Origin of the sequence: Solirubrobacter deserti, from assembly GCF_027587175.1 — a bacterium.
Lineage (GTDB): Bacteria > Actinomycetota > Thermoleophilia > Solirubrobacterales > Solirubrobacteraceae > Solirubrobacter > Solirubrobacter deserti.
Map to the genome: position 1 here is coordinate 1 of NZ_JAPCID010000035.1, position 13,183 is coordinate 13,183.

Sequence of the window (13,183 nt, forward strand, 5' to 3'; positions counted from 1 at the left end):
CCCGGGCGCGGACGGCCCGCCACCGTCGCCGGCGGCTCCTCCACCAGCCGGACCGCCGATCCCCGCGACGCCGGACGCGAACGGGACAAGGGCGGCAACGGCCGCGGTTCCGACGAGTCGTGCGGCGACGCGTGCGCCGGAGAAGACGCGCCCGGCGGCGGGGTCGAGAGCGCCACGTTCAGCAACCGGCCGCCTGCGGCGAGCCAGAACGGTGCGTTCGACCTGACGCTGCCACTGATCCTGCTCGCGATGGCAGGGGCCGCGTTGGTCGTGGGACGCACGGTCAAGCGCGGGCTCGCACCGGCCGGCGCTGCCGACGAACCCGAGCCGGACGAGGTGCCGCGCGAGCGTCCCCCTCGCTGGGACGATCCACCGCCCGGCCTCTGATTGCATGCAAAATCGGCTCGAATGGCCTTGCGCGAGCCCTGACGGCGTGGTTTCGTATGCAAGATGGCGGCACCGCGCGTGCGCGATCTGCTCGAGGAGGCGATCCTCGAAGGCGAGCTGAAGCCGGGCGAGCGCCTGCGCGCGGAGGCGCTCGCGCAGCGCTTCGGCACAAGTCGCACCCCGGTCCGCGAAGCGCTGCTGCAGCTGGAGGCGCAGGGCCTGGTGGACGTCGAGCCCAACCGCGGCGCGGTGGTCAGGACGTTCGACCGCGATGACCTCTTCGACCTCTACCAGCTGCGCGCGCTGCTGGAGCCGCGCGCCGCCGCGCTCGCCGCGCCCCGCATCGGGGACGGGGACATCGAGCGCCTGGCCGGGCTGTGCGAAGCCGAGGACCAGATGGTCGCCAACGAGGCGTTCCACCGGATCATCCTCGAGGCCGCCGGCAGCCCGCGCCTGCTGGACGCGATGCGCGCCGCGACCGGCATCCCGCGCACGTTCCGGAGCGTCTTCTGGCACGACGAACGCCAACGGGACGAGTCGCTCATGTGCCATCGCCGGCTCGTCGCCGCCTTCACGGCGCGCGACGCCCAGCTCGCCGAAGCGGTGATGCGCATGCACATCCTCGGCGCGATCGCGTTCCTGGAGGAGCAATGGCCGAGCCACTAGCGGGCCTGCGGGCGATCGAGTTCGGGCAGCTGCTCGCGGGCCCGTTCACCGGGACCCTGCTCGGCGACTTCGGCGCGGAGGTGATCAAGATCGAGGCGCCCGGTGACGGCGACGCCATGCGCGACTGGGGCCGCCTGCGCCACAACGACCGCTCCCTGTGGTGGTCGATCCTGGCCCGCAACAAGCGCTCGGTCGCGCTCAACCTGCGCGAGCCCGAGGGCCAGCGCATCGCCGCCGACCTGGCCGCCACCGCTGACATCGTGCTCGAGAACTTCCGCCCCGGCACGATGGAGAAGTGGGGCCTCGGGCCCGAGGACCTGCACGCGCGCAACCCGGACCTGATCTATGCGCGCGTGTCCGGCTACGGCCAGACGGGCCGCTACCGCGACCGCCCGGGGTTCGCGTCCGCCGGCGAGGCCATCTCCGGCCTGCGCCACATCAACGGCTACCCGGACCAGGCGCCGCCGCGCAGCGGCATCTCGCTCGGCGACACGCTCGCGGCGCAGTCGGCGTTCCAGGGCATCCTGCTCGCGCTCATCGCGCGCAACAACGGCGCCCAGGGGCAGGTCGTGGACGCGAGCATCGTCGACGCCTGCTTCGCCATGAGCGAGTCGTCCACGCTCGAGTACGAGAAGACCGGCTTCGTCCGCCAGCCCACGGGCCCGCGCCTGCCGCGCATCGCGCCGAGCAACGTCTACTGCTCCAAGGACGGCAAGTGGGTCGTGATCGCGGCCAACCACGACACGCTCTGGCGCCGGCTGGCGAAGATCATGGGCCGGCCCGAGCTGGGGGAGGACGAGCGCTTCGCCACCCACCACGCGCGCGGCGAGCACGAGGACCTGCTCGACGAGATCATCGGCGAGTTCGCCGCGCAGCACACGGCCGCGGAGCTGGACGAGCTCGTCAACGGCGGGGGCGTCGTGTGCGCGCCGGTCTACACCGCCGAGGACGTCTACAAGGACCCGTACTTCCGCGAGCGCGAGCTGCTGGTGGAGGTCGAGGACGAGGTCCACGGGCGCATCACCGTTCCGGGGATCGTGCCCAAGCTGAGCCGGACACCCGGTTCGATCCGCCAGGCGGCCCGTTGGACGGTGGGCGCCGACACGGAAGCGGTGCTGGAGGAGCTCGAACGAGGCTGAGAGGAGTGGCATGGCGTATCGGCTCGGGGTGGACGTCGGAGGGACGTTCACCGACCTGTTTCTCGTAGACGACGGAGACCACCGGCAGTGGCGCGTGAAGACGCCATCGACGCCGACTGACCCCAGTCAGGGCGTCCTGAAAGGCGTGAGCCGGATCTGCGAGGCCGCGGGGATCAGCCCCGCCGACCTGGCCAACGTCGTGCACGGCACGACGGTCGCGACCAACGCCGTGCTCGAATCCAAGGGCGCGCGCGTCGGGCTGATCACGACGCAGGGCTTCGGGCAGATCCTGCACCTCGCGCGCTCGCAGACGCCGGGCCCGCTCGCGGGCTGGATCATCATGGTCAAGCCCGACCCGCCCGCTTCACTGGCCGATACGCGCGAGGCCATCGAGCGGATGGACGCGCGCGGCGAGACGCTCGTCGCGGTCGACCGCGAGCAGGTCTCGCGGGTGATCGAGGATCTGGTCGACGGCGGGGTGGAGTCCCTCACGATCTCGCTGATCAACTCGTACGTCAACGGCGCGCACGAGCAGGAGATCGCGGACCTGGTCGAGGAGCTCCACCCCGGCTTCCCGGTGACGCTCTCGTCCGCCGTGCTGCCGGAGTTCCGTGAGTACGAGCGGACGCTGACGGCGTGCATGAACTCCTACGTGCGCCCGCAGGTCGCGCAGTACGTCGATCGCCTGCAGTCCTCGCTGTCGAACATGGGCGTCAAGACCGAGGTCGACATCCTGCGCTCGGACGCGGGTGTGATGACGCCCGCCGAGGCCGCCCGCAACCCGGTCTACGGCGTGCTGTCCGGTCCGTCCGGCGGGGTCGCGGGCGCGCTCTACGTGGCGGCGCGGGCGGGCTTCCCGAACGTGCTCACGTTTGACATGGGCGGCACCTCCACGGACGTGTCGCTATGCCAGGCGGGTGAGCCGACGATCGGGCGCGAGACCACGATCGGGCAGTTCCGGATCAAGGTCCCGAGCGTGGACGTGCACACCGTCGGCGCGGGTGGCGGCTCGATCGCGCACGTGCCCGAGCTCACCCGCGCGCTGCGCGTCGGCCCGCAGTCCGCGGGCGCCGAGCCGGGCCCGGCGGCGTACGGTCAGGGAGGGACCGAACCGACCGTCACGGACGCCAACGTCGTCCTCGGCCACCTCCCGGCGGACCTGATCGGCGGCGAGATGACGCTCGACGTCGAGGCCGCGCGCGCCGCCGTGGGCAAGGTGGCCGACGCCATGGGCCTGTCGCTCGAGGAGGCCGCCGACGGCATCCTGCGGATCGTCAACGAGAACATGGCGGGCGCGCTGCGCGTGATCAGCGTCCAGCGCGGCCACGACCCGCGTGAGTTCGCGCTCGTCGCCTTCGGCGGCGCCGGCCCGCTGCACGCCAACGCGGTCGCGGAGCTGATGGGCTCGTTCCCGGTGATCGTCCCGCCCTCGCCCGGGCTGCTGTGCGCGCTCGGCGACCTGGTTGCGGGCTTCCGCAACGAGTTCGCGCAGACGCTGATCCGGCTCACGTCCGAGGTCGACGACGCGGACGACATCCTCAAAGCGCTCGAAGGCCGCGCACGCGAGTGGATGGACGCCCAGGGCATCGCCGCGGACGATCAGCACATCGAGTTCATCGCCGACATGCGCTACCGCGGCCAGGGCTACGAGATCCCAGTCCCATGGGGCGATGATCTCGAGGAGCGCTTCAACGAGCTGCACGAGCAGCTGTACGGCTTCCGGATGCCGAACACGGCGTCGGAGATCGTCAACCTGCGCGCGGTGGGCACGGGCGATCGCCCGCAGCCCGAGCTGCCCGAGGAGGACCCGGTCGAGGCGATGCTCGAGCCCGGCACGCACGCCCGGTCGGAGCTGCATCCCGGCTCGATCGTCCCCGGCCCGAGCATCATCACCGAGTTCGACTCCACGACGGTCGTGCTGGACGGCTACGTCGCCGAGGTCGACCGCTTCTTCAACATCCTGATCCGGAAGGGGTCGTGACATGAAGGTCGCCCAGATCCCCGACCTCGAGGTCGACCCCGTCACCGTCGACATCATCGAGAACGCGCTCCGGCACGCGCGCTTCGAGATGGACGCGGTGCTGTTCCGGTCCGCGATGTCGCCGGTCATCCGCGAGCAGCACGACGAGTTCCCGATGCTGACCGACCCGCAGGGCCGGATGGTCGTCGGCCAGTTCGGGGCCTACATCAACGAGATGATGGCCGATTGGGACCGCGGCATCTACCCGGGCGACGTGCTCCTCACGAGCGACCCGTACAAGTGCAGCGCGTCGATCTCGCACACCAACGACTGGCTCGTGCTGGTGCCGATCTTCTACGAGGACGAGCTGGTGGGGTGGTCGTCGCAGTTCGGCCACCAGATGGACGCCGGCGGGCGGCTCCCGGGCTCGCTGCCCACGGGCGCAACGACGATCTTCGAGGAGGGGATCATCATCCCGCCGCTGAAGATCGTCGAGCGCGGCGAGGTGCAGGAGGACGTCCTGCGCCTGATCCTCAACAACGTGCGGCTCCCGGACGTCAACCGGGCCGACCTGTTCGCGATCATCGCCGCCTGCCATGCGGGCGAGAAGCGCGTGATGGGCCTGTGCGAGCGCTTCGGCAAGGACGTCTACCTGGCGACGCTGCAGGCGCTGCTGGACCGCACGCACGAGGCGATGCGCAAGCTCATCCAACTCGCCATCCCCGAGGAGAAGCAGACCTTCGAGGACTACATCGACGACGACGGGCTCGGCAACGGCCCATACAAGATGAAGCTGACGATCTGGCGCGAGGGGGAGGAGGCCTGGTTCGACTGGTCGGGTACCGATCCCCAGGCGCTCGGACCGATCAACTTCTACCTCTCCGAGGGCATGTTCAAGATGTTCATCGGGGTCTACCTGATCATGGTCAACGACCCCGACATCCTGTTCAACGACGGCTTCTATCCGCTGCTGCACGTCGTGATGCCGGAGGGCTGTCTGCTCAACCCGCGTTACCCCGCGGCGCTGGGATGCCGGACGCATGGGCTGGCGCGGCTGTTCGACGTGCTCGGCGGCGCGCTGACCAAGCAGGCGCCCGAGCTCAACACGGCCGCGGGCTACGGGACCTCGCCGTACATGCTGTATTCCGGCTGGAAGGACAGCGGCGAGTTCTTCTACGCCATGGAGATCCTGTACGGCGGCATCCCCGGGCGCCCGATCGGCGACGGCATGGACGGGCACTCGTGGTGGCCGCTGTTCGAGAACATCCCGACCGAGTACCTCGAGGCCTACTATCCGCTGCGCGTCGACGGCTACACGACCGTGACGGACTCCGGCGGCGCAGGCCTGCACCGTGGCGGGAACGGGGTCGAGAAGCGCTACGTCTACCTCGAGCCGGGGCAGGTGTCGATCCACGACGACCGCTGGCTCTCACGGCCGTGGGGCGTGCTCGGCGGGCTGCCCGGCGGCCGCTCGGAGAAGGTCCTGCGGCGGGTCGACGGGACCGAGGAGCGGCTGCCGGCCAAGTGCGACGAGGTGGCGGTCGAGCCCGGCGACATGCTGATCTTCAGGACCGCCGGCGGTGGCGGCTGGAAGGACCGGCTGGACCGGCCGGTGGAGGCGGTCGAGCGGGACGTCGCGTTCGGGCTCGTGTCCGTGGAGGGCGCGTTGCGCAACTACGGCGTGGTCATCGGAGACGCGGCCGCGACGGAGACCGAGCGGGCGCGCCAGCGGGCCGAGCGCGGGGACGCGCTCGCGTTCGACTTCGGCCCGCCGATGGACGAGGCGATCGCGGCGTGCGCGCAGGAGACGGGGCTGCCGGCGCCGGAGCGGGCCAAGCCGCTGCGCTGGTCGCCGCTCGAGAGCGCCGAGTCCGCGATGGCTCGCGCGCGTGAGTGACTTCGGCGGGGCGGCGGGCTTCGGCCGTCGTCCCGCGGTTGTCGTCGTCGACCTCAACTACGGGTTCACGGACCCGTCTTCGCCCCTGGCGTGCGACCTCGACGACGTGCTGGTCGCGACGCGCGCGCTGCTCGACGTGGCCCGGGACGTGGGCGTGCCCGTCTTCTTCACCACGGTCGTGTTCGACGCGGTGGGGGAGGCGGCCGCCGCCGTGTTCCTGCGCAAGGCGCCGGCGCTGAAGATCTGCCGGCCGGGGACGCGCTGGGTGGAGATCGATTCCCGGTTGGGTCGGCGCGAGTCCGAGCCGGTGCTCGAGAAGTCGAGTGCGTCCGCGTTCTTCGGCGTGCCGTTCGCGGCGATGCTCGCGGGGCGGGACACGCTCGTGGTGTGCGGCGCCTCGACCTCCGGCTGCGTGCGCGCGACGGTCGTCGACGCCATGCAGCACGGGCTCGCCCCGATCGTCCCGCGCGAGTGCGTCGGAGATCGTTCTCCCGCCGCGCACGCGCAGGCGCTGAGCGACATCGGCGGGCGCTACGGGGACGTGGTCGGCCTAGGGGAAGTCACCCGCGCGCTGCACCAGGCCCGGTAGCTCCTTGCCCATGGTCTCGGCCAGCCAGTGCGCGACCTCGATCAGCTTCGCCAGATCGACGCCGGTGGCGACGCCTTCGTTCTCCAGCAGGTAGATCAGGTCCTCGGTGGCGATGTTGCCCGTCGCGCGCGGCGCGAACGGGCAGCCGCCGAGGCCGCCGACGGACGCGTCGAAGACCGTCGCGCCGTGCTCGAGCCCGGCGATCACGTTCGCGTAGCCCGTGTTGCGCGTGTTGTGCAGGTGCAGGCCGACAGGCTTGCCGCCCTCGAGGGCGCGCGGGACCAGCACCTTCACCTGGCGCGGCACGCCGACGCCGATCGTGTCGGCCAGGATGACCTCGTCCGCTCCGGCCGCGGCCATGCGGTGCGCGTGCTCGATCACGAGACCGGGATCCACCTTGCCCTCGAACGGGCAGCCGAACGAGACGGCGAGCGTCGCCGTCGTCTTCAGGCTGCTCGCGCCGATGATCTCCTCGGCCATGCTCGCCGCTTCCTCGACCGTCTGGTTCTGGTTGCGCTTGGCGAACGTCTCGGTGACGGGATAGGCGACGTGGATCTCGGTGGTGGACGTCTGCAGCGCGCGGTCCAGGCCCTTGCGGTTCAGGACGAGGCTGGCGAACGCGACGCCGTCGTGGGGCGCCAGGTGCTCGAAGACCTCCTCGGCGCCGGCCATCTGCGGGACGAGCTTGGGATGCACGAAGCTGGCGGCCTCCACGCGCGGCAGCCCGGTGGCCGCGAGCCGCGCGCACAGCTCGGCGCGCACGGCCGGTTCGAGGGTGACTTTGTCGTTCTGGAGCCCGTCCCGAGGCCCGACGTCGCACACGCTCACTCCCACCCGGAGAGTCATACCACTACCGCCGCGCCGCCGCGCGTGCTTGACTAGCCGGGGCCATGGACCTTCGTGAGCTGCTCGGAATGCTGGACATGCCTCCCGGCGAGAGCTACTACCGCAGCCGCATCCCCTGCTCGGAAGACGAGCAGGTGGCGCGCGTCGTGCGTGCGTTCAGCGAGTCCTCGCCCGGCCGGCAGGCCGTGTTCCGCGAGGCCATCGACGGCGCCCGCGCCGGCCTGCTGCTCGTGTTCAGCGAGCGCATGGCCGCGCTGGCCGTGCGCATGGAGAGCGGTGAGCCCGTCGTCCAGGGCCTGATCGCGGCGTCCCTGGCGCAGGAGGGCGACCCGCGCGAGGCGCTCTCCGTGCCCGCGCTGCACCGCCGCAGCGCCGAGATCCTCGGCGTCGACAACGCGCGCCTGTTCGACGAGGCTGCGGGCCGCACCGACCTTTCGGGCGCTCACTGGCTGCGCGATGTGCGCGACGCCGACGACTCCCCCGAGGACGTCGGCTACGAGGAGGCCGACGACGGTGAGGGCTTCCGTTACGAGCGGGCGATCGCTCGCCAACCGCGCCACAGATACTGAGTGCCGCCCGCGAGAGCGGGTATACGGATGGCGATGGGACAGTTTGCGGTGAATCCCGCTGCGCTGACGGGGGCGAGCGGGGCGCAGGGTGCGCTCGCGAGTGACCTGGTGGCGCTGGCGGGCCTGATTCAAGCGGCGGGCGCGACGGCCGCCGGGGCGTGCGGCGAGCCTTCCGCCGCGGAGGCGGTCGGCTCGGGCAGCGCACAGCTCTCGGGCGCGCTGGCGCGGCTGGGCGCGTCGGCCTCCGGCATGGCGGAGAACCTCGGCACGGCGGCGTTCGTCTACGAGCGCACGGACGCGACCCAGATGGGCGGGTGAGCGATGCGGCCGGTCGGTGAGGTCTCGTTCGTCCCGCGCGCGGTGCTCGAGGTCGAGCGTGGCGACGCGGTCGCGACGTGCTGGCTGGGGGAGGAGTCCGCGTGCCTGCTGGTCTCCGACGTGCTCCTCGAGCTCGAACCGGACGAGGTCGAGCTGGCGCTGCTGCGGGCGGCGGGCGCGCGCGAGCTGCCGACGCCGGAAGCCGAGCCGCGCGGGTACGCGCCGGGCGCGCTGGCGACGGCGATCGCGGCCGGGGAGTTCGAGGCGCACTGGCGGATCGGCTCGGTCGAGGTGCTCGAGGACGCGTCGGGCTCGTGGGGCGTGTTCCCGCAGACGGGCTTCGTGTGGCTGCATCCCGTCTCCGCCGAGTGGATCTTCGCCGCGGTGCGGCACGAGGTGGAGCCACGTGCCTGAGTCCTTCGCCGGCATCACCGTCCCCGAGGGCGAGCCGGGCGGGCTGCGCTCGGCGGCGCGGGCCTTCAACGCGTTCGCGATCGAGGTCGACGGCTGCTCGAGCCGGATGGGCGCGCTTCCCGGCCAGCTCGCCGACTGGCAGGGGCCCGCGAGCGCGCGCTTCGCCGGCGCCGCCTCCCAGCACGCCGACGCGGCGCGCGGCGCGGTCAGCGCGCTGAGCGCGGCCGGTCAGGCGGCGGCCCGCTACGCCGAGGCGCTCGACGAGGCGCAGGACGAAGCGCGCGCCGCGATCGAGGACGCCAGGGAGGCCACGCGGCGCATCCGGCGCCTGGAGGAAGCGCTCACGGACGCGCAGGATCGCGAGACGGCGGCGCGCGAGCGGGCGGCCTCGGCGACGATCGCGGTCAACACGGCCGCCGCGTCCGGCACGCCCGATCCCGCGGCGGAGTCGATGCTCACCGAGGCGAACACCGCGGCGGGGCAGGCCGCGGCCGATCAGGTTCGGATCAGCGGGCGCCTCCAGGACGCGCGGGCGGACCTCAAGCGCGCCAAGAAGCGCGGGGAGAAGGCCGAGGAGGCCGCGCGCGAGGCGGGGCAGGCGGCGGCCGGCGGGTTTGCGGCGCTCGGCGACGCCGTGCTCTACGTCAGCGTCCCGGGCGCCAACAGCGAGGCGGCGGTCGGCGCGGGCCACATCCCGCCGATGTACCCGCCCAAGAAGCCGGGGCGCGGGCCGATGTCGGACGCCGCGTCCGGCGACGGCTACCGCACGCACGGCGACCCGCTGCGCTTCCACCGCCAGTACGAGGCCGAGAAGGCCGCCGCCGCGGCGCGCCGCAGGGCCGAGGAGGAAGAGGACGACGGCGGCCTGTTCAGTGACATCGTCCACGGCGGGCTCGACGTCGTCGGCATGATCCCGGTCGTCGGCGAGCCCGCCGACCTGCTCAACGCCGGCATCTACGCCGCCGAGGGCGACATGGTCAACGCCGCGCTGTCGGGCGGCGCGGCGCTGCCGTTCGTCGGCATGGCCGCGACGGGCGCCAAGTGGGGCAAGCGCGGGGTGGACGCGGTCGACTCGATGAACGACGTCGCCAAGCACGCGCCGACCGGCGGCTATCCGACGCTCCAGCCGTTCGACACGCTTCCGCCCGCCAAGCAGGCCGAGAGCCAGGCCTGGCAGGACGGCCTGCGCCAGTTCCAGACGCCGACGCACAACGCCGCGGGCAAGTACGAGGTCGAGCAGACCGGCCCCAACAACTTCAGCATGGAGGGCGGCGGGCAGAAGATCGACGCGGACGGCTACCGAGCGGCTGACGGCTCCGCGCTGGAGGCCAAGCACGTCGGGTCCGCCGACCGCAGTCCCTACGTCCCGGACTCGAACGCTCCCCAGTTCCTCAAGGACAAGACCCGCCGCCTCACCGAGGGCGAGATCGAGCGCTACGCGGCGATCGTCAGGGACCCGGGCAACCCGGTCCGGAGCCTCGAGGTGATCACGAACGATCCGCGCGCGGTGCCATATTTCGAGGAGATCCTGGCCAAGTACGATCTCCCGAGCCGCGTCATCGTGCGCGGCACACCCCCGTCATGAGCACGTTTCTCGTCTCCCCGTCCAGCGACACGCCCTGGAGCCTCGATCCGGAGGCGTTCGCGCTGCGCCTGAAGGCGCGCTGGCCGGAGATCGAGGTGCGCGAGCTGGAGGACTCGCTGAACGCTCTGTCGTTCCGGGTGCCCGTCGACGGGGACTATCCGCCGCTCGGGCACCTGATGAGCGACGGGCAGGCGGTCACGCTCGAAGGCGGCCTGGCCGAGAGCGCCGAGGTCGCGGCCTGGATGCGCGAGATCGTCGAGCCCGAGCAGGAGCTGCTCTTCTACGACGAGGGCTACAGCTTCGACGTGCCGCTGCGTCCGGGGATCACGCGCGACGAGATCGTGGCCGCGGTTCTGGCGGCCTAGTGCCCGGTGGCGCGTGCCCGTACTGCAGCGCGCTCTCGCGCGCGCTGGACGCCAACGACTACCTGATGGGCGACGGCGCGTCCGCGATCTGGGCCGACGGGTTCCGGGCGACGGACGCGTCGATCCTGTGCGCGAAGGCGGTCGGGCCCGACCCGTCGCGGAGCCCCTGGGTGAAGGGCTCGGACGTGCCGGAGCGGCTGCGGGTCCTGGCCCGACGGTCCTTCGAGCACGAGATCGCGCGCTACCAGGCCGTATGGGCGGATCCCTCGACACCCGTGCGTGGGCTCGAGGTCGTCACCGACGACGCGCGCGCCGTGCCCGTGCTGGAGGCGATCCTTGCCGGGTGGGCCGTGCCGAGCCGCGTGGTCGTGCATGGCTGACTACCTGCTCGTGCCCGCGGAGCCAACGTCGTGGGTCATGGGCGTGGACGGCTTCGAGCGGCGGCTGCTGGCCGCGGTGCCGGCGGCCTCGATCTGGCGTTCCGAGGACTCGGAGTCGCCGGCGCTGCTGCGCTTCCACGTCCCGTGGAGCGAGGCGGGCTTCACCGATGGACACCTGATGCGCGACCGCCAGACGGTCGAGCTCAACGGCGGGCTGGACGAGGCCGCCGTGTTCGCGCTGTGGCTGCGCTCGATCGTCCCGGTCGAGCAGGACCTGCTGCTCGTGGACGAAGGCTGCCACTTCGCCGTCGTGGTGCGCGAGGGCACGACCAACGCGGACATCCTCGACGCGGCCCTCACCGCCGCCGAGCGGCTGGCCGACCCATCGCGCGGGTAGGGTTTCGCCCATGTTCTACTCGCTGCTCGGCCGCGTGGTCTGGTTCGTCCTGAAGCTCGTGCTGCGCCGCAAGTACGGCCCCACCTACGTGCCCAAGTCCCTGCTCGCCGGCGTCACCGTGGCCGTCGGCATCGCGATCGTGGTCGCGATCCAGCGCGCCGCCCGCGACTCCGACTGACGCGCGTATCCATAACTTCGATGGCCCGCTTTGCCGCCGGACCGCCTGGCAGCATGAGGACCCGTGGCCGAGTCACCCTCACCCGCCCTGCCCGGGGGCGTCCAGTGGCTGCCCGCCATCGGCGGCGCCCACCTCCTGCGCGCCGAGCTCGGCCCGGGTGAACCACCCACGCTGATCCTCCAGTCCACCCGCGGGCCCGAGACCCGCATCGCACCCGGCCCACAGACCCGCTTCTCCCGCACGGCCGACTTCCTCGTGCCCGCCGGCCTCCGTTGGTCGCTCGCCGTCCTGGCCTGGCCCGACGGCACCCGCGCCGTCCTCCCGGACCCACCCGCGGGCCGCGCCGAAGTCATCCGCCTGGACTCGCGCCGCGCCGCCTCGCCGGCGCCGCCACCCGAAGCCGCGACCGAGCCCGCCCAAGCTTCCCCGCTCCCGCACCCGGTGGCGCCGGCCGACCCGCCGGCTCGTCCGGCCGGCGAAGTGGCGCCCACGCCGGCCGACGCTTCGCGTCCGCCCGCCCCGGCGGCCTCGTCCGGCCTCGCGGCGCCCACGCCGGCCGACTTCTCGGCTCGCCCCGCGGGTCTCGTCGCGGCCCGCGCTTGGAGCGCGCCCCCGGAGCCCGCCCGGCCGGCTCCGCTGCCTTGGACCGCGTCACCGTGGGAAGGGCCCGCGTCGGCCCCGGCCACGCCGGTCGATGCGCCCGAGGACGCGGGCCCGATGGGTGCCGCGGCTGAGGCCGACGGCTACGAGACCGCGCGGGCCGACCTCAAGGCGGACTTGTCGCGTGCGGTCGAAGCGCTCTCGCACGCACACCGGACCGAGCGCGCGGCCCACGACGCCGTCAAGGCGATCCTCTCCGGCGCCCGTGCCGACCTGCAGGCGGAGCGCGCCGCCCGCGTGGCCGACCTGTCGGTCCTCGGCGCCCAGAGCGAGCTGCTCACCGTCCGCGCCGAGCTCGAACGCGCCCGCGAGGAGATCACGCACCTGCGCTCCGCGCTCGAGTCCGAACGCATAGCCCGCGCCGCCGCCGAAGCGGCACTCGGCTCGCCCGTCCCGCCGGGCGCCCTGACCGAGCTCGCGGCCCAGCAGGCCGCAGTGTCCGCCGGGGCCGGCCGCCGCGCGCTGGCCGACGCCGACCGCATGGTCGCCGCCCTCGAAGCCGCGGCCAGCACCCTCCGGGCCGCCAAACCCGCGCCCTCGTCCGACCCGGACGAGGGGGTGAGGTCGGAAACCGTCCCTGAGGGCAAGATTGCGACCGCACCCTTCGCGGCGCCGCCGTCGGACGGACACACGGCGGTGGCCGCGTCGCCGGAACCGGCTGCGCCGCCCGACGACACCGCGCGGACGACGGCTGGGTCGCCGGCCCTTGTGGCGCCGCCCGCCGAGGCCGGCGGGACGACGGCCGGGTCGCCGGACCTTGCCGCGCCGCCGGATGCCGCCGCGCCCGCGCCCCCCGCGTCCGATCTTGCCGGGCCCCCCGACGCCGCCGCGCC

General features: G+C 72.8%; 14 protein-coding genes and 2 pseudogenes. 15 read left to right on the forward strand and 1 reads right to left on the reverse strand.

Annotated elements, in window-relative coordinates; translation table 11 throughout:
* From OJ962_RS21905 to OJ962_RS21930, 6 genes and pseudogenes are all read left to right on the forward strand, one after another.
* Positions 1-387: pseudogene (locus OJ962_RS21905) on the forward strand (hypothetical protein); the annotation flags it as partial.
* Positions 388-450: 63 nt separating this feature from the next.
* A complete protein-coding gene (locus tag OJ962_RS21910) occupies positions 451-1,053 on the forward strand; it encodes a GntR family transcriptional regulator (protein ID WP_202952543.1) in 603 nt (200 codons plus the stop codon).
* Entirely contained in the window at positions 1,038-2,192 is a 1,155-nt protein-coding gene (locus OJ962_RS21915) for a CaiB/BaiF CoA transferase family protein (RefSeq protein WP_202952544.1), read from the forward strand. Before OJ962_RS21910 ends, OJ962_RS21915 begins: the two co-directional genes overlap by 16 nt.
* 10 nt (positions 2,193-2,202) lie before the next feature.
* Positions 2,203-4,173, forward strand: coding sequence for a hydantoinase/oxoprolinase family protein (locus tag OJ962_RS21920; protein ID WP_202952545.1), 1,971 nt, complete (start codon positions 2,203-2,205; stop codon positions 4,171-4,173).
* 1 nt (position 4,174) lies between these two features.
* Positions 4,175-6,049: a hydantoinase B/oxoprolinase family protein gene (locus OJ962_RS21925; protein ID WP_202952546.1), complete on the forward strand. Its 1,875-nt coding sequence runs from the start codon at positions 4,175-4,177 to the stop codon at positions 6,047-6,049.
* Positions 6,042-6,638 (forward strand): isochorismatase family protein, encoded by a 597-nt coding sequence (locus OJ962_RS21930; protein WP_202952547.1) that lies wholly within the window; start codon positions 6,042-6,044, stop codon positions 6,636-6,638. The genes OJ962_RS21925 and OJ962_RS21930 overlap by 8 nt, the downstream gene beginning before the upstream one ends.
* On the opposite strand, the gene OJ962_RS21935 is transcribed toward OJ962_RS21930, so the two are convergent.
* Positions 6,600-7,472, reverse strand: coding sequence for a hydroxymethylglutaryl-CoA lyase (locus OJ962_RS21935; protein ID WP_270006603.1), 873 nt, complete (start codon positions 7,470-7,472; stop codon positions 6,600-6,602). The two genes, OJ962_RS21930 and OJ962_RS21935, sit on opposite strands and share 39 nt — an antisense overlap.
* A gap of 56 nt (positions 7,473-7,528) precedes the next feature.
* Between OJ962_RS21935 and OJ962_RS21940 the strand changes: the two genes are divergently transcribed.
* From OJ962_RS21940 to OJ962_RS21980, 9 genes and pseudogenes are all read left to right on the forward strand, one after another.
* Positions 7,529-8,053: a hypothetical protein gene (locus OJ962_RS21940; RefSeq protein WP_202952549.1), complete on the forward strand. Its 525-nt coding sequence runs from the start codon at positions 7,529-7,531 to the stop codon at positions 8,051-8,053.
* 33 nt (positions 8,054-8,086) lie between these two features.
* Positions 8,087-8,371, forward strand: a complete 285-nt coding sequence (locus tag OJ962_RS21945) for a type VII secretion target (RefSeq protein ID WP_202952550.1) — start codon at positions 8,087-8,089, stop codon at positions 8,369-8,371.
* Between the two features lie 3 nt (positions 8,372-8,374).
* Positions 8,375-8,785, forward strand: a complete 411-nt coding sequence (locus tag OJ962_RS21950; protein WP_202952551.1) for a hypothetical protein — start codon at positions 8,375-8,377, stop codon at positions 8,783-8,785.
* Entirely contained in the window at positions 8,778-10,370 is a 1,593-nt protein-coding gene (locus tag OJ962_RS21955; protein WP_202952552.1) for a restriction endonuclease fold toxin-2 domain-containing protein, read from the forward strand. Before OJ962_RS21950 ends, OJ962_RS21955 begins: the two co-directional genes overlap by 8 nt.
* Positions 10,367-10,735, forward strand: a complete 369-nt coding sequence (locus OJ962_RS21960; RefSeq protein WP_202952553.1) for a hypothetical protein — start codon at positions 10,367-10,369, stop codon at positions 10,733-10,735. The genes OJ962_RS21955 and OJ962_RS21960 overlap by 4 nt, the downstream gene beginning before the upstream one ends.
* Positions 10,735-11,115, forward strand: a complete 381-nt coding sequence (locus OJ962_RS21965) for a restriction endonuclease fold toxin-2 domain-containing protein (protein WP_202952554.1) — start codon at positions 10,735-10,737, stop codon at positions 11,113-11,115. Before OJ962_RS21960 ends, OJ962_RS21965 begins: the two co-directional genes overlap by 1 nt.
* Positions 11,108-11,512 (forward strand): hypothetical protein, encoded by a 405-nt coding sequence (locus tag OJ962_RS21970; protein ID WP_202952555.1) that lies wholly within the window; start codon positions 11,108-11,110, stop codon positions 11,510-11,512. The genes OJ962_RS21965 and OJ962_RS21970 overlap by 8 nt, the downstream gene beginning before the upstream one ends.
* Positions 11,513-11,522: 10 nt before the next feature.
* Entirely contained in the window at positions 11,523-11,690 is a 168-nt protein-coding gene (locus OJ962_RS21975) for a hypothetical protein (protein ID WP_202952556.1), read from the forward strand.
* A gap of 63 nt (positions 11,691-11,753) precedes the next feature.
* Positions 11,754-13,183, forward strand: a pseudogene (locus OJ962_RS21980) (hypothetical protein); the annotation flags it as partial.

What these genes read in the sequence shown, in the direction of transcription:
- OJ962_RS21945 (WP_202952550.1), top strand. Translation starts at nt 8,087, where the DNA reads ATGGGACAGTTTGCGGTGAATCCCGCTGCGCTGACGGGGGCGAGCGGG.
- OJ962_RS21925 (WP_202952546.1), top strand. Translation starts at nt 4,175, where the DNA reads ATGAAGGTCGCCCAGATCCCCGACCTCGAGGTCGACCCCGTCACCGTC.
- OJ962_RS21970 (WP_202952555.1), top strand. Translation starts at nt 11,108, where the DNA reads ATGGCTGACTACCTGCTCGTGCCCGCGGAGCCAACGTCGTGGGTCATG.
- OJ962_RS21960 (WP_202952553.1), top strand. Translation starts at nt 10,367, where the DNA reads ATGAGCACGTTTCTCGTCTCCCCGTCCAGCGACACGCCCTGGAGCCTC.
- OJ962_RS21950 (WP_202952551.1), top strand. Translation starts at nt 8,375, where the DNA reads ATGCGGCCGGTCGGTGAGGTCTCGTTCGTCCCGCGCGCGGTGCTCGAG.
- OJ962_RS21920 (WP_202952545.1), top strand. Translation starts at nt 2,203, where the DNA reads ATGGCGTATCGGCTCGGGGTGGACGTCGGAGGGACGTTCACCGACCTG.
- OJ962_RS21975 (WP_202952556.1), top strand. Translation starts at nt 11,523, where the DNA reads ATGTTCTACTCGCTGCTCGGCCGCGTGGTCTGGTTCGTCCTGAAGCTC.
- OJ962_RS21940 (WP_202952549.1), top strand. Translation starts at nt 7,529, where the DNA reads ATGGACCTTCGTGAGCTGCTCGGAATGCTGGACATGCCTCCCGGCGAG.
- OJ962_RS21910 (WP_202952543.1), top strand. Translation starts at nt 451, where the DNA reads ATGGCGGCACCGCGCGTGCGCGATCTGCTCGAGGAGGCGATCCTCGAA.
- OJ962_RS21915 (WP_202952544.1), top strand. Translation starts at nt 1,038, where the DNA reads ATGGCCGAGCCACTAGCGGGCCTGCGGGCGATCGAGTTCGGGCAGCTG.